The organism is Rhizobium sp. LjRoot30 (assembly GCF_964253915.1).
In the GTDB taxonomy this organism is placed as follows: domain Bacteria; phylum Pseudomonadota; class Alphaproteobacteria; order Rhizobiales; family Rhizobiaceae; genus Metarhizobium.
Genome location: NZ_CAXUSG020000010.1, coordinates 42250 through 61678 on the forward strand (window position 1 = coordinate 42250; position 19429 = coordinate 61678).

21 protein-coding genes are annotated in these 19429 nt (G+C 61.4%); 13 read left to right on the forward strand and 8 right to left on the reverse strand.

Features of this window, described 5'->3' with window-relative positions:
• Positions 1 to 28 precede the first annotated feature (28 nt).
• Both clpX and ACSQ3I_RS19305 read right to left on the reverse strand, forming a co-directional pair.
• The gene (gene clpX / locus ACSQ3I_RS19300; protein WP_436001618.1) at positions 29 to 1306 is read right to left on the reverse strand and encodes an ATP-dependent Clp protease ATP-binding subunit ClpX; all 1278 of its coding nucleotides are present in this window, start codon (positions 1304 to 1306) and stop codon (positions 29 to 31) included.
• 307 nt (positions 1307 to 1613) lie between these two features.
• Complete coding sequence (locus tag ACSQ3I_RS19305) at positions 1614 to 2243, reverse strand: ATP-dependent Clp protease proteolytic subunit (protein WP_436001619.1); 630 nt, start codon at positions 2241 to 2243, stop codon at positions 1614 to 1616.
• A gap of 410 nt (positions 2244 to 2653) precedes the next feature.
• Between ACSQ3I_RS19305 and ACSQ3I_RS19310 the strand changes: the two genes are divergently transcribed.
• Together ACSQ3I_RS19310 and ACSQ3I_RS19315 are read left to right on the forward strand one after the other, a co-directional pair.
• Positions 2654 to 3922 (forward strand): GGDEF domain-containing protein, encoded by a 1269-nt coding sequence (locus ACSQ3I_RS19310; protein WP_436001620.1) that lies wholly within the window; start codon positions 2654 to 2656, stop codon positions 3920 to 3922.
• A gap of 21 nt (positions 3923 to 3943) precedes the next feature.
• A complete protein-coding gene (locus ACSQ3I_RS19315) occupies positions 3944 to 5191 on the forward strand; it encodes a cytochrome P450 (RefSeq protein ID WP_436001621.1) in 1248 nt (415 codons plus the stop codon).
• 40 nt (positions 5192 to 5231) lie between these two features.
• Here ACSQ3I_RS19315 and ACSQ3I_RS19320 read toward each other — a convergent pair whose 3' ends face one another.
• From ACSQ3I_RS19320 to ACSQ3I_RS19330, 3 genes are all read right to left on the reverse strand, one after another.
• A complete protein-coding gene (locus ACSQ3I_RS19320) occupies positions 5232 to 5576 on the reverse strand; it encodes a cupin domain-containing protein (RefSeq protein WP_436001622.1) in 345 nt (114 codons plus the stop codon).
• A 59-nt stretch (positions 5577 to 5635) separates the two neighbouring features.
• Complete coding sequence (locus ACSQ3I_RS19325) at positions 5636 to 6919, reverse strand: O-acetylhomoserine aminocarboxypropyltransferase (protein ID WP_436001623.1); 1284 nt, start codon at positions 6917 to 6919, stop codon at positions 5636 to 5638.
• Between the two features lie 88 nt (positions 6920 to 7007).
• Complete coding sequence (locus ACSQ3I_RS19330) at positions 7008 to 7436, reverse strand: CoA-binding protein (RefSeq protein ID WP_436001624.1); 429 nt, start codon at positions 7434 to 7436, stop codon at positions 7008 to 7010.
• A gap of 105 nt (positions 7437 to 7541) precedes the next feature.
• On the opposite strand from ACSQ3I_RS19330, the gene ACSQ3I_RS19335 reads away from it, so the two are divergent.
• Entirely contained in the window at positions 7542 to 7874 is a 333-nt protein-coding gene (locus ACSQ3I_RS19335) for a hypothetical protein (protein ID WP_436001625.1), read from the forward strand.
• Between the two features lie 272 nt (positions 7875 to 8146).
• Entirely contained in the window at positions 8147 to 8983 is an 837-nt protein-coding gene (locus ACSQ3I_RS19340) for an EamA family transporter (RefSeq protein ID WP_436001626.1), read from the forward strand.
• Here the strand turns inward: ACSQ3I_RS19340 and ACSQ3I_RS19345 are convergent, their stop codons facing one another.
• Positions 8984 to 9817 carry an enoyl-CoA hydratase gene (locus ACSQ3I_RS19345; RefSeq protein ID WP_436001627.1) on the reverse strand — a complete coding sequence of 278 codons (834 nt, stop codon included), beginning with the start codon at positions 9815 to 9817 and terminating at the stop codon, positions 8984 to 8986.
• A gap of 74 nt (positions 9818 to 9891) precedes the next feature.
• Here ACSQ3I_RS19345 and ACSQ3I_RS19350 point away from each other — a divergent pair, with 74 nt between their 5' ends.
• The 7 genes from ACSQ3I_RS19350 to argC all read left to right on the forward strand — a co-directional run bounded on the left by ACSQ3I_RS19350 (position 9892) and on the right by argC (position 14247).
• Complete coding sequence (locus ACSQ3I_RS19350) at positions 9892 to 10317, forward strand: PaaI family thioesterase (RefSeq protein ID WP_436001628.1); 426 nt, start codon at positions 9892 to 9894, stop codon at positions 10315 to 10317.
• Positions 10318 to 10553: 236 nt separating this feature from the next.
• Entirely contained in the window at positions 10554 to 11018 is a 465-nt protein-coding gene (rplM, locus tag ACSQ3I_RS19355; RefSeq protein WP_109462116.1) for a 50S ribosomal protein L13, read from the forward strand.
• A 2-nt stretch (positions 11019 to 11020) separates the two neighbouring features.
• Complete coding sequence (gene rpsI / locus ACSQ3I_RS19360) at positions 11021 to 11485, forward strand: 30S ribosomal protein S9 (protein WP_436001629.1); 465 nt, start codon at positions 11021 to 11023, stop codon at positions 11483 to 11485.
• A 106-nt stretch (positions 11486 to 11591) separates the two neighbouring features.
• Positions 11592 to 11957 (forward strand): type II toxin-antitoxin system RelE/ParE family toxin, encoded by a 366-nt coding sequence (locus ACSQ3I_RS19365; RefSeq protein ID WP_436001630.1) that lies wholly within the window; start codon positions 11592 to 11594, stop codon positions 11955 to 11957.
• A complete protein-coding gene (locus ACSQ3I_RS19370; protein WP_436001631.1) occupies positions 11947 to 12279 on the forward strand; it encodes an XRE family transcriptional regulator in 333 nt (110 codons plus the stop codon). The genes ACSQ3I_RS19365 and ACSQ3I_RS19370 overlap by 11 nt, the downstream gene beginning before the upstream one ends.
• Positions 12280 to 12292: 13 nt before the next feature.
• Positions 12293 to 13243 carry an agmatinase gene (gene speB, locus ACSQ3I_RS19375; RefSeq protein ID WP_436001632.1) on the forward strand — a complete coding sequence of 317 codons (951 nt, stop codon included), beginning with the start codon at positions 12293 to 12295 and terminating at the stop codon, positions 13241 to 13243.
• Between the two features lie 71 nt (positions 13244 to 13314).
• Positions 13315 to 14247: an N-acetyl-gamma-glutamyl-phosphate reductase gene (argC, locus tag ACSQ3I_RS19380; protein ID WP_436001633.1), complete on the forward strand. Its 933-nt coding sequence runs from the start codon at positions 13315 to 13317 to the stop codon at positions 14245 to 14247.
• 37 nt (positions 14248 to 14284) lie between these two features.
• Here argC and ACSQ3I_RS19385 read toward each other — a convergent pair whose 3' ends face one another.
• On the reverse strand, positions 14285 to 15367 hold the full coding sequence (locus ACSQ3I_RS19385) for a COX15/CtaA family protein (protein ID WP_436001634.1): 1083 nt from the start codon (positions 15365 to 15367) through the stop codon (positions 14285 to 14287).
• A gap of 130 nt (positions 15368 to 15497) precedes the next feature.
• Between ACSQ3I_RS19385 and ACSQ3I_RS19390 the strand changes: the two genes are divergently transcribed.
• Together ACSQ3I_RS19390 and ACSQ3I_RS19395 are read left to right on the forward strand one after the other, a co-directional pair.
• A complete protein-coding gene (locus tag ACSQ3I_RS19390; protein WP_436001635.1) occupies positions 15498 to 15707 on the forward strand; it encodes a DUF2842 domain-containing protein in 210 nt (69 codons plus the stop codon).
• 228 nt (positions 15708 to 15935) lie between these two features.
• Positions 15936 to 17084 carry a GNAT family N-acetyltransferase gene (locus ACSQ3I_RS19395; RefSeq protein ID WP_436001636.1) on the forward strand — a complete coding sequence of 383 codons (1149 nt, stop codon included), beginning with the start codon at positions 15936 to 15938 and terminating at the stop codon, positions 17082 to 17084.
• A 20-nt stretch (positions 17085 to 17104) separates the two neighbouring features.
• On the opposite strand, the gene ACSQ3I_RS19400 is transcribed toward ACSQ3I_RS19395, so the two are convergent.
• A complete protein-coding gene (locus ACSQ3I_RS19400) occupies positions 17105 to 19312 on the reverse strand; it encodes a GumC family protein (protein ID WP_436001637.1) in 2208 nt (735 codons plus the stop codon).
• Between the last annotated feature and the right edge of the window lie 117 nt (positions 19313 to 19429).

Sequence of the window (19429 nt, forward strand, 5' to 3'; positions counted from 1 at the left end):
GCCGTTACGACCGCAGGGGCCGCTACGATCAGGCCGAAGCGTTCGCCTTCTCTTCGTGGCGTTCCGCGTAGATGTAGAGCGGACGGGCATTGCCGCGCACCACGTCTTCGGAGATGACCACTTCGCGGACGCCTTCCAGTTCCGGCAGTTCGAACATGGTGTCGAGCAGGATCTTTTCCATGATCGAGCGCAGGCCGCGTGCACCGGTCTTGCGGATGATCGCCTTCTTGGCGATTTCGCGGAGCGCATCCTCGTGGAAGGTCAGTTCGACGTCTTCCATCTCGAACAGGCGCTGGTACTGCTTGACGAGCGCATTCTTCGGCTCGGACAGGATCTGGATCAGCGCATCCTCGTCGAGATCTTCGAGCGTCGCCAGAACCGGCAGACGGCCGATGAATTCCGGGATGAGGCCGAACTTGACCAGGTCTTCCGGCTCCAGCTCGCGCAGGACCTCGCCGACGCGGCGATCTTCCGGTGACTTAACCGTCGCGCCAAAGCCGATCGAGGTCTTCTCGCCACGGGCGGAGATGATCTTGTCGAGGCCGGCGAAAGCGCCGCCGCAGATGAACAGGATGTTCGTCGTGTCCACCTGCAGGAATTCCTGCTGCGGATGCTTGCGGCCGCCCTGCGGCGGAACCGAAGCGACGGTGCCTTCCATGATCTTCAGCAGGGCCTGCTGCACACCTTCGCCCGACACGTCGCGGGTGATCGACGGGTTGTCGGACTTGCGGGAGATCTTGTCGACTTCGTCGATGTAGACGATGCCGCGCTGCGCCCGCTCGACGTTGTAGTCGGCAGCCTGCAAGAGCTTCAGGATGATGTTTTCGACGTCTTCACCGACATAACCGGCTTCGGTCAGCGTCGTCGCGTCAGCCATGGTGAACGGCACGTCGATGATGCGGGCGAGCGTCTGGGCGAGATAGGTCTTGCCGCAGCCGGTCGGGCCGACGAGCATGATGTTCGACTTCGCCAGTTCGACGTCGCCGCCCTTGGAGGCATGGGCGAGACGCTTGTAATGGTTGTGAACCGCCACGGAGAGAATGCGCTTGGCCTGCTTCTGGCCGATGACATACTCGTCGAGAACCTTGATGATGTCCTGGGGCGTGGGAACGCCGTCGCGGGACTTGACCATCGAGGATTTGTTTTCCTCGCGGATGATATCCATGCACAATTCGACGCATTCATCGCAGATGAACACGGTCGGTCCGGCGATCAGTTTCCGGACTTCGTGCTGGCTCTTGCCGCAGAATGAACAATAGAGGGTATTCTTCGAGTCCCCCCCGTTGTTGCCGCTGACCTTGCTCATATCACTTTCCTTCCAGCACGCCGTCGCTTCGCCTGTCGCGAAGCGCGGTCCACTCTACCGCTCGCCGGCGAAACCTCGTTCGAAGTCGCCGGCCAAGAGCTATCAGGGAGACTGTTCGTCGGACCGGGCAACACCGCACGACCCATATCCAGCGACAATCAGCACCCACCGAACACGATGCTATGTCATAAAAATTCAACATAGCATTAATAGGTACTATTACAGCCCCTACCGCCAGTTTAAACCCACCCATTCATCACAAATGGGATAGAACTGTGGCGGCCGGGACGCATTTCCTATGCAAAACTCAGGCCGAATCGCCTTCGAGTTCGACGCGCGACGTCAGAACCTTGTCGATCAGGCCCCACTTCAGAGCTTCGTCGGAATCCATGAAATGGTCACGATCAAGCGTCTGGTCGACTTCGTCGTAGGTGCGGCCGGTGTGCTTCACGTAAACCTCGTTGAGGCGGCGCTTCATCTTGAGGATGTCGCGGGCGTGACGCTCGATATCGGACGCCTGGCCCTGGAAACCGCCCGACGGCTGGTGCACCATGATGCGGGCATTCGGCGTGGCGAAACGCATGTCCTTGTGGCCGGCGGCGAGAAGCAGCGAGCCCATGGAAGCGGCCTGGCCGATGCACAGCGTCGAAACGGCAGGCTTGATGAACTGCATCGTATCGTAGATCGCCATGCCTGATGTCACGACGCCGCCAGGAGAATTGATGTAGAGCGCGATTTCCTTCTTCGGATTTTCGGCCTCGAGGAAAAGAAGCTGGGCGCAGACGAGCGTCGCCACGTGATCCTCGACCGGGCCGGTCAAGAAGATGATGCGCTCTTTCAGCAGGCGAGAATAGATATCGTACGACCGTTCGCCGCGGTTCGTCTGCTCAACAACCATTGGCACCAACGCCATGGCGGTATCGACTGGATTGCTCATGTACATCCTTTGTATGCTCTTTCCCGCAGCGGCCCGCCGCAAAAGGAATCATTTGGAAACTGTGTCAACCCTTACATAGAGTGTCCACGCCCCGCACTTCAAGACGGAGCCGTCTTTATCGTTAAACCCCACCTCCGCCTGCCTGCCGACGCAGGCGACGCATGCGCGCTTTGTGGCAGGTGCGACATTAATTCCCAGTTATGGCAAGGGATACCCCCATGTTTTCGTGGTGCTAGGGTGAAGGATGTATGAAGCGGCGACGCTACAGGCCGGGCCTTGCGGGAAACGTGCCGATACGTGGCAGAAAAAATCTCCCGAACGCTCAAAAAATCAGTGTCTTATCGCAACAGGAATTTAAGCACTGGCAAGTAGTCCTAGGGTGAACCGCACGCCATGGGAGGCCAAGGACGGTGATAGACGTAAAGACCGGCCTGATTTTCTGGTCGGTAGAAGCCCTTGCCCTTTCCGCGATCTTGCTGTTCGCGTGGCTCCATGACCGGGGCGCCAGGGCTTACATTCTCTGGAGCGCCGCGTTCACGGCGCATGCCCTCGGCGTGCTGCTCGTCGCCGCACGCGGAATGATTCCCGATTTTCTCTCGATCGAAATCGCCAATGCGCTCGCCTTGACATCTTATGCCTTCGGCGTTTCCGGCGTGCGCAGCATCGATGGCCGGGACATCCGGCCGATCGCAGTGCTGCCGACAGCGATCTGGATCTGCGGCATGTTCGTTCCCGCCATCCGCGAGAACCTGGGTTACCGCGTCAGCCTGTACAGCATCGCCTCGGCCAGCGGCTGTCTCCTTCTCACGCTCTCCTTGTGGCTGCCGGGTATCGGCAAACTGCGGACGAGACGTTCCCTTGCCGTCATTTTTTCCATTCAGGCTGCCGTTTCCCTGATCGTCAGCGTACAGATGATCATGCGTCCCGCCTCTACATTGCAGGAGGTCAGCACGGCTCCCCTGACCGGCTTCACTGCCGCCCTGACCGTCGTGCTGAGCGTGATGTTCGGTGCCAAGATGTTGATCGAGCGCTCCGAGCAGCGGCTCCGCGACCTTGCCGCCGCCGACATGCTGACCGGCGTCCTGAACCGGCGCGGCTTTTTCGGCCGTTTTGCCTCCGTCCGGTCGGAGGCCGAACGCGCCAACCGGCAACTGGCGCTTCTGCTTTTCGATCTCGACCATTTCAAGCAGATCAACGACCGCTACGGCCACCAGGCCGGCGACGAGGTTCTGATCGCCTTCTCGCGCCTGGTGACGCAGAAGATGGCCGGGTGCGGCGCATTCGGGCGACTCGGCGGCGAGGAATTCGCAGCGGTGATGCCGGTCGATACCATTGCCGAGGCCAAACGCCTGGCGGAGAGCATCCGAACCGAACTTGGCGCCTTTCCGATCCTGTGTGCCGGCGGCAGCGTTTCCGCCACCGTCAGCACCGGCCTGATGCTCTGCGCGGCCAAGGAAGCGACGATCGACATGATGATCCGCGATGCCGACAAGGCTCTCTATGGTGCAAAAAATGCCGGCCGGAACCGTGTGGTCGTCGCATCCGCCAACGCCGAGGCCGCCGACGAACCGGCAATGGATACGGACGCCCAGGTGGCAGCACTGCAGCGGGTCGCGGCAGCGGCAAACCCCGTCAGCACCTCCGACCGGCCGAAACGGACCTCTTTAACCCGACGTTGAAATCCGCTAGGGATGGCGATCATGTCTATCTCCCCCTCCCTGCTCTCCATCGATCCCGCCACGCGACACGTCTCGCTCGACGGCCGGGACCCCGCATTCTATTCTGATCCGAACCGGGTCTATGCCGCGTTGCACGCGCAATGTCCCACCTTTTACTGGCAGCAGCAGCGCAAATGGTTCTTCACCGGCTACGACCATGTGAACACCCTTCTGCGCGACCGCCGCTTCGGCCGGCAGATCCTGCATATCGCCACGCGAGAAGAGCTCGGCATGCCGGCGCCGCTGCCGCACACGCGGCACTTCGATGCCGCCGAGGCCTATTCGCTGCTGGAACTGGAGCCGCCGGACCACACCCGCCTGCGCACGCTGGTCAATCGCGCCTTCGTGTCGCGGCACGTGGAAAAGATGAAGCCGGAAATCGCCGCCCTGTCGCATGCCCTGATCGACCGGTTCGAGAAAGACGGCGAGGTAGAACTGTTGTCGGCCTTTGCCGACGTCATTCCGGTCACGATGATCGCAAGGATGATCGGCATCCCCGAAGACATGGGGCCGCAGCTGCTCAAGTGGTCGCACGCCTATGTCCGCATGTACATGTTCGGGCGCACGCAGGCCGATGAATACGCCGCCGACCAGGCTGCAAAAGAATTTGCCGACTACGTGCGCAGCATGATCGCCAAGCGCCGCGCCGATCCGCAGGACGACCTGCTGAGCCACATGATCCATACGGAGCACAAGGGGCAATATCTCACCGACGACGAACTGATCTCGACGACGATCGTGCTGCTGAATGCCGGCCACGAGGCGACGGTGCACCAGATCGGCAATTCCGTCAAAGTCATCCTCGAAAGCGGTTACGATCCGGCCAAGCTGTTTGCCGACGACCAGAGCACCGAGCGCACGGTGGAAGAATCGCTGCGCATCTGCGCCCCGGTGCACATCTTCCAGCGTTATGCCCTGGAGGATGCGGAACTGGACGGCATCAGCTTCAAGCGCGGCGACACGGCGAGCCTGATCCTCGCAGCCGCCAATCTCGATCCGCAGAAATTTTCCGATCCGCTGACCTTCAAGCCGGACCGCAAGGAAGCGCCGAACCTGTCGTTTGGCGCCGGCATCCATTTCTGCATCGGCGCGCCGCTTGCCCGGCTCGAACTGAACATCGCCCTGCCGATCCTGTTCGGACGCCTGCCGGGACTGAAGCTTGCGGGTACGCCGACGGTCAAGGACGTCTACCATTTCCACGGTCTCGACCGGCTCGACCTCAGCTGGTAAGCCGGCTCCGCGGAAAGCCCTGCCGCTTATGCGGCCGGGCTTAAAGCCGGATCACGTAATCCTTGCGAGTCGTTTCAAGCACTTCCCAGGTTCCCTTGAAGCCGGGCTTGACGATCAGCCGGCTGCCTGCCCTAAGGTGAATCGGCTCGCCGCCCTCCTCCGTCAGCACAGAATGGCCTTCCATGACGTGGAAATACTCCCATTCGTCGTAGGAGACATGCCATTTGCCGGGCGTCGCCTCCCAGATGCCTGAATAAACGCCGCCTTCCGCTTCATCGATGTTCCAGGTGCGGAACTGCGGCGTGCCGGAGATCACTTTTTCCGGCGCCGGCGCACCGGCTTCCACGGCAACGCCGGCGAGATCGAAAGTCAGGAACGTGGTCATGAAAACTCCATCGGTGTGAGACGGACAGACTCCTTTGCAGAGTCGCCCGAGATTGGGGATCAGAGCCTGCCGAGCGACTGCTCCAGGTCGGCGATGATATCGGCGGCATCCTCGATGCCGATCGACAGGCGCACGACGTCCGGGCCGGCGCCGGCTAGGACCTGCTGGTCCTCGGTCAGCTGCCGGTGGGTCGTCGAGGCCGGATGGATGACCAGCGACCGCGTATCGCCGATATTGGCAAGGTGCGAGAACAGCTGCAGACCTTCGACCAGCGTCTTGCCGGCCTCGTAGCCGCCTTTGACGCCGAAGGTGAAGACGGAACCGGCGCCATTCGGCGAATAACGCTGCTGCAGGGCATGGTTGGGATCGTCTTCGAGGCCGGCATAGTTGACCCAGGCCACCTGCGGATTGCCCTTCAGCCACCTGGCGACAGCCAGCGCATTGTCGCAATGGCGCTGCATCCGCAAGGGAAGCGTCTCGATGCCGGTCAAAAGCAGGAAGGCATTGAACGGCGAGATCGACGGCCCGAAATCGCGCAGGCCCAGCACCCGGCAGGCGATGGCGAAGGCGAAGTTGCCGAAGGTGGCGTGCAATATCATGCCGGCATATTCCGGGCGCGGTTCCGACAGCATCGGATAGTTGCCGGATTTCGACCAGTCGAAGGTGCCGCCATCGACGATGATGCCGCCCATGGAATTGCCGTGGCCGCCCATGAACTTGGTGAGCGAATGCACGACGATATCGGCGCCGTGTTCCAATGGCCGGATGAGATAGGGGCTTGCCATCGTATTGTCGACGATCAGCGGGATGCCGTGCCTGCGCGCCACCTCGGCGATCGCCGCAATATCAACGAAGGTCCCGCCGGGATTGGCAAGGCTCTCGATGAAGATGCCGCGGGTGCGCTCGTCGATCTGGCTCTCGAAATTGGCCGGATCGGCAGGGTCGGCCCAGTGCACCTGCCAGCCGAAACTCTTGAAGGCATGACCGAACTGGTTGATCGAGCCGCCGTAGAGCTTCCGCGCCGCGATAAAATTGTCGCCCGGCTGCATGATCGTGTGGAAGACGAGCAGCTGCGCGGCATGGCCGGAAGCGACCGCCAGCGCCGCTGTGCCGCCTTCGAGCGCCGCAACGCGCTCTTCCAGCACCGCCTGCGTCGGGTTCATGATCCGGGTGTAGATGTTGCCGAACTGCTGCAGGCCGAAAAGCGCCGCCGCATGGTCGGCATCGTTGAAGACGAACGAGGTCGTCTGGTAGATCGGGGTCGTCCGCGCGCCGGTGGTGGGATCGGGTTGAGCGCCGGCATGGATGGCGAGCGTGTTAAAACCCGGGTTGTCTTTCGGCATGGAATCCTCCCTTTTTGTCGGGCGGATATTAGCCAATTCGATCCGGATGTTAATCGCTAAGTTGCCGGCGCCTGCCGCCGCTTCTCCGTCAGTTGACGAGGCGGGGATATTCGATGGCCGGGCAGCGGTTCATCACCACCTGCAGGCCGGCGGCTTCCGCCTTTGCTGCGGCCTCGTCATGGCGAACGCTCAGCTGTCCCCAGATGACTTTCGGTTTCTGCGGCAACGCCAGCGCATCGTCGACGATATCAGGCAGGTATTCCGCCGCCCGGAAAACGTCCACCATGTCGATCGGCTCGGGAATGTCGGCAAGCGTCGCATAGACCTTTTGACCGAGAATTTCCTTGCCGGCCTGACCCGGATTGACTGGAATAACCCGATATCCACGGCCGAGCAGGAATTTCATGACGCCGTAGCTCGGACGCTCGGCATTCGGCGATGCACCGAGCAAGGCAATCGTCTTCACCGAGGTGAGAATGCCTCTGATATAATTGTCGTCATACCGATCATGGTTCATGAAACTTTTTCCTCTCCGCCTTCGTTGAGTCGGAAAACATCTTTTCGGGTAATATGCGATCCCAATGGAGATATAAGTGCCGCTCGCCGGAAAAGGACCCATCCGATGAAAAAAATCGCCGTTACCAGAACAGTTGTCATCGCCGTCATGGCTTTTACCATGTCGGAACAGGCGCACGCGATTTCCCGCTACAATTCGATGTCGATGAGTTGCGCGGAAGCGCAGGCGACGGTGCAGCGAGAGGGGGCCGCCATCCTGCGCTATCCGTCGAAGCGGGTCGCCGGCCTGACGCTTTACGATCGCGCCGTGCGCAACCGCGCCCAGTGCGGCAATTACGAGGTCGCCGATATCAAATCCCTGCCAACGTCGGACAATCCCAAGTGCATGATCCGCGTCTGCGTTCCCAAGACCGACGATGACTGGTGGTTGCGCCCCTGAGGCGAACGTTCTATGTAAGTCCTGTGTTTGTATCCTTATTGTTCGCTCCATTATTAGAAGCATCTCATGGTTGCTCTTGCAAGATATAGCGACCGGTGGGTGTATTTTGATTTTGATTCTAAGGTAGCGTGCGGAGACGGCCGTGTGTATCGGCCGTAAAATTGGCGTTTCACCGGCGTTTCGAGGAATCCGATTGCGCCCGCACAAATTTTAGGCCAAACGTGCGCCGATTTTCGGCATCCGGGCGCTCGCCCCCATTAGGTTCTCCCTCCATGTCTGCGGACGTCATCGTTCTTGTGCTGTTCGGCGCATTGTTGCACGCGACGTGGAACGCCATCGTCAAGGCCGGGGACGACAAATCGCTGGGCGCTGCGATGATCTCCGCCGGCGCCGGTGTCTCGGCGCTGCCGTTCCTGTTTTTCCTGCCGCTTCCGGATGCCGCTGCGGTGCCGTTCATCCTCGCATCCGCAGTCCTGCAGTTCGCCTATTTCCAGCTGGTAGCCGCAGCCTACAAGGCAGGCGATATCGGCCTCGTCTATCCGCTGATGCGTGGCGTCGCTCCCTTGATCGTCGCGGCCACCAGCGGGCTGATCCTGAGGGAACATCTGAGCCTCGGCACATATATCGGCATCGCGACGATTTCCGCCGGTATTCTGACGCTGGCCTTCGAGGCACGTGCCGGCGGTCGCACCGCGATCCTGCTGGCTCTCGCCAACGCCGTGGTCATCGCCACCTACACCTTCGTCGACGGCATTGGCGCCCGCACCGCCGGAAACGCTGTTTCTTATACGCTGTGGATGTCGCTGCTGCCGCCGGTGCTGCTATTTGCATGGGCCTTTTCCCGGCGTGGCGTCGCACCCGTGCTGACCTATGTCCGCTTCAACTGGGGGCGCGGCCTGCTGGGCGGCGCCGGCTCCATCGCCTCCTACGGGCTTGCCTTGTGGGCGATGACCAAGGCGCCGGTCGCCACCGTCGCGGCGCTGCGCGAAACCTCGATCCTGTTCGCCATCGTCATCTCCGTCGTCTTCCTGAAGGAGAAGGCGAGCATCTGGCGCTACATCGCCGCCGGCGTCATCGCCTGCGGCGTGCTGGTCATGCGGCTCGGCTGATCACTCGCCCTTCCATTCCGGATGGCGCTTTTCGAGGAAGGCACCGATGCCCTCCTCCGCATCCCGCGCCAGCATGTTCTCGACCATGACATTGGCGGCGTAGTCGTAGGCCTCCTCCAGAGGCATGTCGACCTGGCGGTAAAAGGCTTCCTTGCCGATTTTCAGCGTCAGCGGCGATTTCCCGGCGATCACCGCGGCGTATTTGTTCACCACCTGCGTCAGGTACTGCTTCGGCACGATGCGATTGACAAGGCCGAAATCCTTGGCGGTAGCAGCGTCGATGGTCTCGCCGGTGAGCAGCATCTCCATCGCCTGCTTGCGGTGGGCGGCGCGCGAGACGGCCACCATCGGCGTCGAGCAGAACAGGCCGATATTGACGCCCGGCGTGCAGAAGGTCGAGGTGTCGGTGCAGATCGCCAAGTCGCACGAGGCGACAAGCTGGCATCCCGCCGCCGTCGCAAGGCCGTCGATCTCGGCGATGACGGGTTTTGGCAGATGGGTGATCTTCAGCATCAGCGCAGCGCAAAGGCGCATGGTCTTTTCGAAGAAGGCCCGACCGCGATCGGCATCGCCGCGATGCGCCGTCATTTCCTTGAGGTCGTGGCCGGCGGAGAACAGTTTGCCGGCGGCGGCAATGATCACCACACGGACGGCGTTGTCGTCGGCAGCCCTGTCGAGCTCGGCGGAGAGGGTCTCCATCAATTCGATCGACAGGGCGTTGGCCGGCGGATTGTTGAGCGTCAGCCGCAGAACGCCGCCGGCAAGATCGACGGTCACCAGCGTGCCCAGCGTCTCCGACGCATCATCCTTCTTGAACGAAACAACCTCAGCCATGCCGTCTTCCTCCTTGAGCTTTGCTCTTCTTACTGCCATGGAAAGCGCGAGGAAAGCCAGAGCGGAGCGGCGACATGATACCGGTGATGACCATCGACGAACTCCATGCCTTCCTGGAAACGGATTTTCCGCAGATCCATACGGATGGGCGCGTCTTCACCATTACCTCCGTCGAACCCGGTCTTGTCCGCATGCGTTTCGATCCGTCAGAGCGGCATCTGCGCCCCGGCGGCACCGTCTCCGGCCCTGCCCTGTTCACGCTCGCCGATGTCGCCGCCTATGCCGCCGTGCTCGCCCATATCGGCCCGGTGGCGCTGGCCGTGACGACCAATCTCAACATCAATTTCCTGCGCCTGCCGAAGCCGCAACCCGTCACCTGCGATTGCCGGATCCTGAAACTCGGCAAGCGGTTGGCCGTTCTCGATGCTTCGATCTACCAGGAGGATGCCGGCAAACTGGTGGCACACGCCACGGCAACCTATTCGATTCCGCCACGATAAATTGTGGTATCAAAATACCCCATAATCAAGCCATTGATTTTATTATATTAATTTTTCGACTTGCCAAATAGGCAACCTTGACGGTTCTTTGCCGCGCCAGTATAAGCCGCCATGAATTGCGAACCTCTCGCTTTCGAGCGTCGTCGCATTCGTTTTGGATAGGTTCTTCCCTCCAATCAAGCAACAAGAAACGCCCCTCGCCTCACCGCGACGGGGTTCAGATAGAGAGTAACACTATGGCTACCTTCGTTCAGAAGCCCGCTGAGGTGGAAAAGAAGTGGATCATCATCGACGCCGAAGGCCTCGTTGTTGGTCGCCTCGCCACCATCATTGCTAACCGCCTGCGCGGCAAGCACAAGGCAACCTACACCCCCCACGTCGACGACGGCGACAACGTCATCGTCATCAACGCGGAAAAGGTTGCCCTGACCGGCAACAAGTATGCCGACAAGAAGTACTACTGGCACACCGGTTACCCGGGTGGCATCAAGGAGCGTACGGCTCGCCAGATCATCGAAGGCCGCTTCCCGGAGCGCGTCATCGAGAAGGCCGTCGAGCGCATGATTCCGCGCGGCCCGCTCGGCCGTCGCCAGATGAAGAACCTGCGTGTATACGCTGGCACCAATCATCCGCATGAAGCCCAGCAGCCCGCCGTCCTCGACGTCGCCAAGCTGAACACCAAGAACGTAAGGAGCGCCTGATCATGGCCGATCTTTCTTCCCTGAAGGACCTTGCCTCGACCGAGACTGCCGCTCCGGCTCACGTCCGCAAGGTTGATGCACAGGGCCGTTCCTATGCGACCGGCAAGCGCAAGAACGCCGTCGCCCGCGTCTGGGTCAAGCCGGGTTCCGGCAAGATCACGGTCAACGGCAAGGAATTCGGCGCCTATTTCGCCCGTCCGGTCCTGCAGATGATCCTGCGCCAGCCGATCGTCGCCGCTGCCCGTGACGGCCAGTTCGACATCGACGCGACCGTTGCCGGCGGCGGCCTTTCCGGCCAGGCCGGTGCTGTTCGTCACGGCATCTCCAAGGCACTGACCTACTTCGAACCGGGCCTGCGCTCGGTCCTGAAGAAGGGCGGCTTCCTGACCCGCGACAGCCGCGTTGTTGAACGTAAGAAGTACGGCAAGGCCAAGGCCCGTCGTTCGTTCCAGTTCTCGAAGCGCTAATCGCTTCCAGATTACGGACTATCGAAAAGGCGGGGCTTGGCTCCGCCTTTTTGTTTTTGGGCATTTTCCTGTTGCCCCTCTTGCCGTCCGGCAATAATATTCCGATATGGAATATATCGTCGAATATACTGATGAATTCGGAAGCTGGTGGGAAAAGCTCGGCGAACGCGAGCAGATCAGCATCGACGCGCATGTGCAGAAGCTGGAGCAGCGAGGCCCCAACCTGCCCTTTCCCTATTCGAGCGCCGTCAACGGCTCTCGGCATCCCCATATGCGGGAGTTGAGGGTGCAGAGTGGAGGGCGGCCGTTGCGGATATTCTACGCCTTCGATCCGCGGCGGATGGCCATTCTGCTGATCGGCGGCGACAAGACCGGCGACGGACGCTTTTACGATCGCATGGTGCCGATCGCGGACGATCTCTACGCTACGCACCTAGAGGAATTGGCGAAGGAGAAGAACGATGACCGGTAGACATTCTTTTGCCGAACTGCGCAACCGTATGACGACCGAAGCCCGATCAGCAGCGGAAGCCGAAGCTTTGCGTCTCGAGGACGACATGAATCTTGCCGAGTTGCGCAAGGCGCTCAAGCTTTCGCAGGACGAAATCGCCCAGACGTTGCAGATCGGCCAAGGATCGGTCGCCAAGATCGAAAAGAGGGCGGACATGTATGTCGGTACGTTGCGCCGTTTTATCGAAGCGATGGGCGGCGAACTTGAAATCGTCGCACGATTCGGATCAAACACGGTCAAGATCAAGAATTTTTCCGATATCTCCGACGAAAAACCACTCTGAAAGCGAACGCACCTTGGCCAAGACCATTGACCACGCCTTCACCGCCAAGACGCTGACCTCGGCGGCCACCGATCCGACCTATGCCGGCACGCTGTCCTTCATGCGGCGGAGATATTCCAAGCAGGTCAAGGGCATGGATGCCGTTGTCTGGGGCATTCCCTTCGATGCCGCCACGTCCAATCGTCCCGGCGCCCGTTTCGGGCCGCAGGCGATCCGCCGGGCCTCGGCGATCTTCGACAACGATCCGCAATACCCCTTCTCGCGCGACTTGTTCGAGGCGATGTCGGTTGTCGATTATGGCGACTGCCTGCTCGACTACGGCAATCACTGGAAGACGCCGGCGACAATCGAGAAGGAAACGGCCAAGCTGCTCACCGGCACCGATTTCCTGCTGACGCTCGGCGGCGACCACTTCATCACCTGGCCGCTGCTGAAAGCGCATGCCGCCAAGCATGGGCCGCTCGCCCTCGTGCAGTTCGACGCGCACCAGGATACCTGGTTCGACGATGCCAAGCGTATCGACCACGGTTCCTTCGTCGCCCGGGCCGTGCGCGACGGCATCATCGATCCGGCACGGTCGATCCAGATCGGCATCCGCACGCACGCTCCGGAGAATTTCGGCGTCCGGATCGTCTACGGCCATGAGGTCGAGGACATGTCGGCCGCCGATATCGCCGCGACGATCCTGTCGCATACGGCGGGTGCCCCCGCCTACCTCACCTTCGACATCGACTGCCTCGATCCGGCCTTCGCGCCGGGAACCGGCACGCCGGTCGCAGGCGGGCCGTCGAGCGCCAAGATCCTCTCGGTGCTGCAGCGGCTGAAACAGCTCGACATCCGCGGCGCCGACGTGGTGGAGGTGGCTCCCGCCTACGACCACGCCGACATCACCGCCATTGCCGGGGCAACGGTGGCGATGTATATGCTCGGCCTGCGCGCCGAGCGGCTGGCCCGCTCGCGTTAACAAACTGAATCAGAGGCCTGTTATCCTGATTCCGCAACCTTTCCCAAACCTTTGAAAAGGCAGGAACACTCATGAAACCGAAGATCTTCATCGATGGCGAACACGGAACCACGGGCCTGCAGATCCGCACGCGCATGGCCGATCGCCGCGATGTCGAGCTTCTGTCGATCCCCGAGGCCGAACGCCGCAATGCGGCGCTGCGGGAAGACCTGCTGAACAGCGCCGACATCGCCATCCTCTGCCTGCCCGACGACGCCGCCAAGCAGGCGGTGAGCATGCTTTCCGGCAACAACCAAGTGCGGGTCATCGACACCTCGACGGCGCATCGCGTCGATCCGGATTGGGCCTATGGTTTTGCCGAAATGGACAAGGCGCAGCCGGCAAAGATCCGCGCCGCCCGGCTCGTCGCCAATCCCGGCTGCTATCCGACCGGCGCCATCGGCCTTCTGCGGCCGCTGCGGGCGGCCGGCCTGCTGCCGGCGGATTATCCGGTGAGCGTCAATGCCGTGTCCGGCTATACCGGCGGCGGCAAGCAGATGATTGCCCAGATGGAAGACCCGGAAAACCCGGATGCGATCTCCTCGCCGCATTTCCTGTACGGCATGCCGCTGAAGCACAAGCATGTTCCGGAGATGACGACGCATGGGCTTCTGAACCGCGCGCCGCTGTTCTCCCCCTCCGTCGGGCGTTTCCCGCAGGGCATGATCGTGCAGATTCCGCTGTTTGCAGCCGATCTGCCCGAGGGCACGACGCTGGAAAAGCTGCATGCAGCCCTCACCGATCATTATGCCGGCCAGGATATCGTCACTGTCGTGCCGCTGGCCGAGAGTGCCGCGATGCCGCGCGTCGATGCGGTCGAACTGGCGGGCAAGGATACGATGAAACTTTTCGTCTTCGGCACGCCCGGCGGTGCGCATATCAATCTTGTCGCCCTGCTCGACAATCTCGGCAAGGGTGCCTCCGGCGCGGCCGTGCAGAACATGGACCTGATGCTATCGGCATAAAGAGAAAAGGCGGCCTCAACGGGCCGCCTTTTCTCTTTCACGAGCGCGGATATTCGCCGTAAAATCCGCGCCAATGGGCAACCGCAAAGCCGAGAACGACCAGCGCCCCACCCTGATGCAGCAAGGCCCAATGCAAGGGTACCTGCATCACCAGCGTAACGATGCCGATCGCGGCTTGCGCAGTTACCAGCAGGAACAGCACGACGGAACGGCGCGCATGCGTCGTCTGCGGCGCGACACGCAGGGAAGTGATCATGTGCAGCAGGACCAGCGCAAACAGCACGTAGGCGCCGAGGCGATGGACGTACTGCACCGTCTTCGGATTTTCAAAAAGATTGATGAAGGCGGGTTTCTGGATGAAAAGGTCGCCCGGAACAAGGGCGCCATCCATCAGCGGCCAGGTGTTGTAGGCAAAGCCGGCGTCGAGACCGGCCACCAGCGCGCCCAGATAGATCTGGAACATGGCAAAACAGGCGATCACCGCCGCCATTGTGCGTGAACCCGTGGTCGGCGCCCGGTCGGCGGAATGGGGAGAAAGCCCGCGCATGATCCACATGCAGCCGGCGAAGATCAGACAGGCGATGACTAGGTGTGTCGCCAGCCGGTACTGACTGACATCAGTGCGGACAGCAAGGCCTGACGACACCATCCACCAGCCGATGAAACCCTGAAAACCGCCCAATGCCAGCAGGCCGACCAGCGGCCAGCGCAGCCGGCGCTCGATGCGTCCCGTTGCCCAGAAGAAGGCCAGCGGCAGGGCGAAGACGATACCGATGCCGCGTGCCAGCAGCCGGTGCGACCATTCCCACCAGAAGATCGTCTTGAACTCGTCGACCGTCATGCCCTTGTTGATTTCCTGGTACTGGGGAATGCGCTGGTAGAGGACGAACTCCTCATCCCATTCCTCGGCGGACAAGGGGGGAATAACGCCGTGGATCGGTTTCCATTCGGTGATCGACAGGCCGGACTCGGTCAGCCGCGTGGCGCCGCCGACCAGCACCAGACAGAAGAGCGTCACCAGCACGACACCGAGCCAGATGCGCACGGCCAGGCGGCCTCGCGGCTGCCGTGCGTTGACGTCCAGAATGGAGCTTTCGTTTGCCGGATGTGATACTGCCATGATCTTCCTCGTTTCTGGCGGTTGATTTGCCTGACCCGCCTGTGCAAAACAAGGCCCAAGCCTTTGCGGCATCCCGTCGCGGCCGGTTTCGGGCGCTGAAATGGCTGCCGCTTCTGACGAAAGATAGATCATGCCCCTTCGCCTGCGCAAATTCATCGGCACAATCCTGCTCATCGTGCTGGTTCTCGGATATGCCCTGCTGGCGACAACCTTCGCCTCGCTGCTGCTCGGCCAGTCGCCGTGGTGGGTTCATCTGCTCTATTTCACGCTGACTGGTCTTCTCTGGATTCTCCCCGCCATGGTCCTCATCAAGTGGATGGCGGGACCGATCAAGAAATAGAGCTTTTCCATCGGGCTTTAACCGGACGATAACTGCATTCCGCGGAAAAGCCGGCCCCGCCCGCCGGCTTAAACCATTTCTCCGGCATCCCTGCCTAGCATCGCGCCACAAGCGCCAAAGCCAGGGATTTCCGCCGTGCAACCAGACAGGTTAGACCTATCGTCCATGGGATCGGAAGAAAACTCCGTGCCGGCGGCAACGCATGGCGGGGGTGATCCGACGTCCCCGATGACGTTCGAGATCCATCATCGAATGGAGCCGCTGGAGCGCGAATGGCGCGACCTCGAGCGTGACAACGGCAATTCGCTCCACCAGAGCTTTGACTGGTGCGCGGCCTGGATCAAGACCCACGATACGCAACCGGCAATCGTCCGCGTCATCGATGCCAAGGGAACGCTCTTCATCCTTCCGCTCGAAATCGTCCGCCACAACATGGTGCGCACGGCGCAATTCATCGCCGGCCGTTTCAGCAACATCAATACGGGACTGTTTTCATCCCGGTTCCGCAGCGGGGCAGATGAAGCCCGCATGCGCACCATCGGCGAGCAACTGGTGGCGAGCCTGAAGGACAAGGCGGATATCATCACGTTACGGAATGTCCCGCTGCAGTGGCGCGACGAACCGCATCCGTTTCGATACCTGCCGTCGGTCGTCAACCAGAACCATGCCTTCCAGCTACCCTTGCTCGAATCCTTCACGGCAACGATCGCGCAATTGAACGCCAAGCGCCGACGCAAGAAATATCGTTCGCAGGTCAAGCGGCTGGAGGCTTCCGGCGGATTTGACCATATCGTTGCCCGAACCCCTGGAGAGCGCATTGCGCTGCTGGATCTGTTCTTCCAGCAGAAGGCAACAAGGTTCAAGGCGCTCGGCCTGCCGAACGTGTTTCGCGCCCCGGAAACGCAAGCCTTCTTCCATCTGCTGCTGGAAACCGATGGCGGTGGGCGGGACACGCCGCTGCAACTGCATGCAATCAGGCTGAAAGGCGAGTTTGAGGGGCAGATCGCTGCCATCGCCGGCCTTTCGCGCAAGGGCGACCATATCATCTGCCAGTTCGGTTCCATCGATGAAAGCGTGGTGGCCGAGGCGAGCCCGGGCGAACTGCTCTTCTGGCTGATGATCGAAGAGGCTTGCGCCGAAGGGGCGGCACTTTTCGATTTCGGCATCGGCGACCAGGGCTACAAGCGCAGCTGGTGCCCGGTGGAAACGGTGCAGCACGATATCCTGCTGCCGATCAGCGCCGTGGGACGGCTCGCCGTGGTGGCGCAACGCGGCGTGACGCGCACCAAGGCCGCCATCAAGGGCAATCCACGCGTCTACGCGCTGCTGCAACGGCTACGTGCCAAGGCAGACACCGCCGAAAGCGCCGACGACTGACGCTGGAGGTTCAGGCGGCCTCAGGCCGCCTTGTTCTGATGTCCGTGTTGCGGCAATTCACCCGACAGGAAGACGAGATCGTCGAAACCGGCCTTCTCGAAATCGCTGACCACCGTCATCAGCAACTCTTCGGTCGGCTGCGGGATGGACAGGATGATTTCCGCCTTGCGGGAACCCAGCAGGCGCGCCACGGCCGGCGCCGGCGCCGGGCCGCATTCGACGAGCACGAGATCGTAGACCTCGGAAAGCGAGTCGATCACCATCGACAGCCGGTCGGCAGCCCGCATCGCCTTGCGGATGTCGGCGCCGCCCTGCGGGATGAGGTGAACCTTCGAGGCGCGATCCGAATGGATCGTGTCGGCGAAAGCCACGTCTCCCGTCAAAAGGTTGGTGATGCCGGCAAGGCCGGAGGAAACGGCCATCAACCGCGTCGGCCAGGCCGAGCCGGTCAAATCGATCAGCACGACACTCTGACCGCTCTCGGAGATCTTGCGGGCAAGATGCACGGTCGCTTCCGAACCGTCGTCGCCCGTCGGCGAAATGCTGACGGCAATCACAGGCATGCGCGCTGTCAGGAAAGCTGCAACGGTGTCGAGGGAATATTCGTTTTCCGCTGCGGCGGCCACGGCAGGCTCATCCGCAGCCTCACTTGTCTCAGGCTGCAGCGCAAGCAAGCTCTGCGCGACATTGTTGGACCGCTGCGGGCTTGCGCGTTTGACGACCGGCTTTTCCTCGACCGGAACCGGTTGCACCGCTTCCTCTTCCACCAGAGTGTCTTCCCTCCTGGTGGTGACGACGGTCGTGGTCGCGCCGGCGGAAACGGGCCGCAATGCCCGACCGCTGAAAAGCTCCATCAGCATGATGACCACGGCGCTGACGACAAGCGCTGCCATGGCCGCAACGATGACGATCGGGAGCACTTTCGGGAAATACGGTTCCTGCGGCAGGATAGCACGCGAAATGATGCGCGCATCCGCCGGGCTGGAGTCCTTGTCGATGCGGGACGATGCTTCGCGGTAACGGGACAGATAGGTTTCGAGCAACTGACGCTGGGCGGCAGCTTCACGTTCAAGGGACTTCAGTTCCACCTCGTCTCCGCCGGCGCGGGCGGTATCCGCCTTGATGGCGTTCAGTTGCTGCACCAGTTGCTGTTCGCGCAGCTGCGACACCCGGGCCTCGTTTTCCAGGCTCGTCAAAATCTTCTGCGTCTCCCGCTCGCGCTGCGCACGGATGTCGGCCAGTTGCGCCCGCAGGCCCTTCAGGCGCGGATGCCCGTCCAGCATGGCGGTCGAGAGATCGGAAATCTGCGCCTGTACGGTCGATTCGCTTTCTTTCAGCCGCTGGATCATCTGGGAGCCGACCACATCGGTCAGGGTGTCCAGCGACCGACCATCCTTTAACGCCGCACGCACGCTCTGCGACCGCGCCTCCGCCGTGGCGCGCTCGCCGCGCACCCGGGCAAGCTCTGCGGAAATGTCGGTCAACTGCCGGTTGGCGAAAGTGCCGCCCTGCTCATCACCGACCAGCAAAAGGTCGCGGGAGGCGCGGTAGTCGGCAACCTTCTTCTCGGCGTCGCGAACCTTTTCGCGCAGGTTGGCGATTTCCGGCTCCAGCCAGCGCGTCGCGTCGGAATTGGAATCGAGCTTGGCGCCGCTCTGCAGCGCCAGATAGACATCGACGATCGCGTTCGGCACTTCCGCCGCCAGCTTCGGGTCCTTGGAGGTGAACTGGATGCCGATCACCCGCGATTTTTCCGCCTGGTAGACAACGAGCTTTTCGGTGAACTCCTTGATCACCCGCTCTTCCGGCAGCAGCTCCAGCGGGTTTTTCTTGAGGCCCAGGAGCACCATCACATCCGAAATCACCGACGGATTGACGGTGGGATCGAACTCTTCCCGTTCATAAAGCTTCAGATTGCGCGCCACCTGCTTGATCAGGTCCACCGACTGCAGCACCTGCACCTGGCTGGCGATGTTGAGTTCGTCGAGCAAAGGCTGGTTCTCGGGCGTGGCACCCTGTTCGCCTCCGGTGTAGGCCGGTGTTCGCTGTTCGATGAGAATGCGCGTCTCGCTGCGGTAGGTCGGCGAGATCAGTTGCGAGGCGCCAAACGCCAGCGCGGCAGCAGCGGCCGTGATGAACAGCACCCTGCCCTTCCGTTGCCAGATCGCACCGAACAGCTGGCCGAGATCGATATCCACATCCTGCTGGTGATTGTTTACGCTCGCCATACCCGCACTCCGAATACTCGTTTGAAACAAGCGTAAAGGAACATGGTAACCCAACCGTTAAGAGTGAAAACCACCGGATTACGCACCGTGATCGCCGCTTTTTCCAAAATCCCGGCC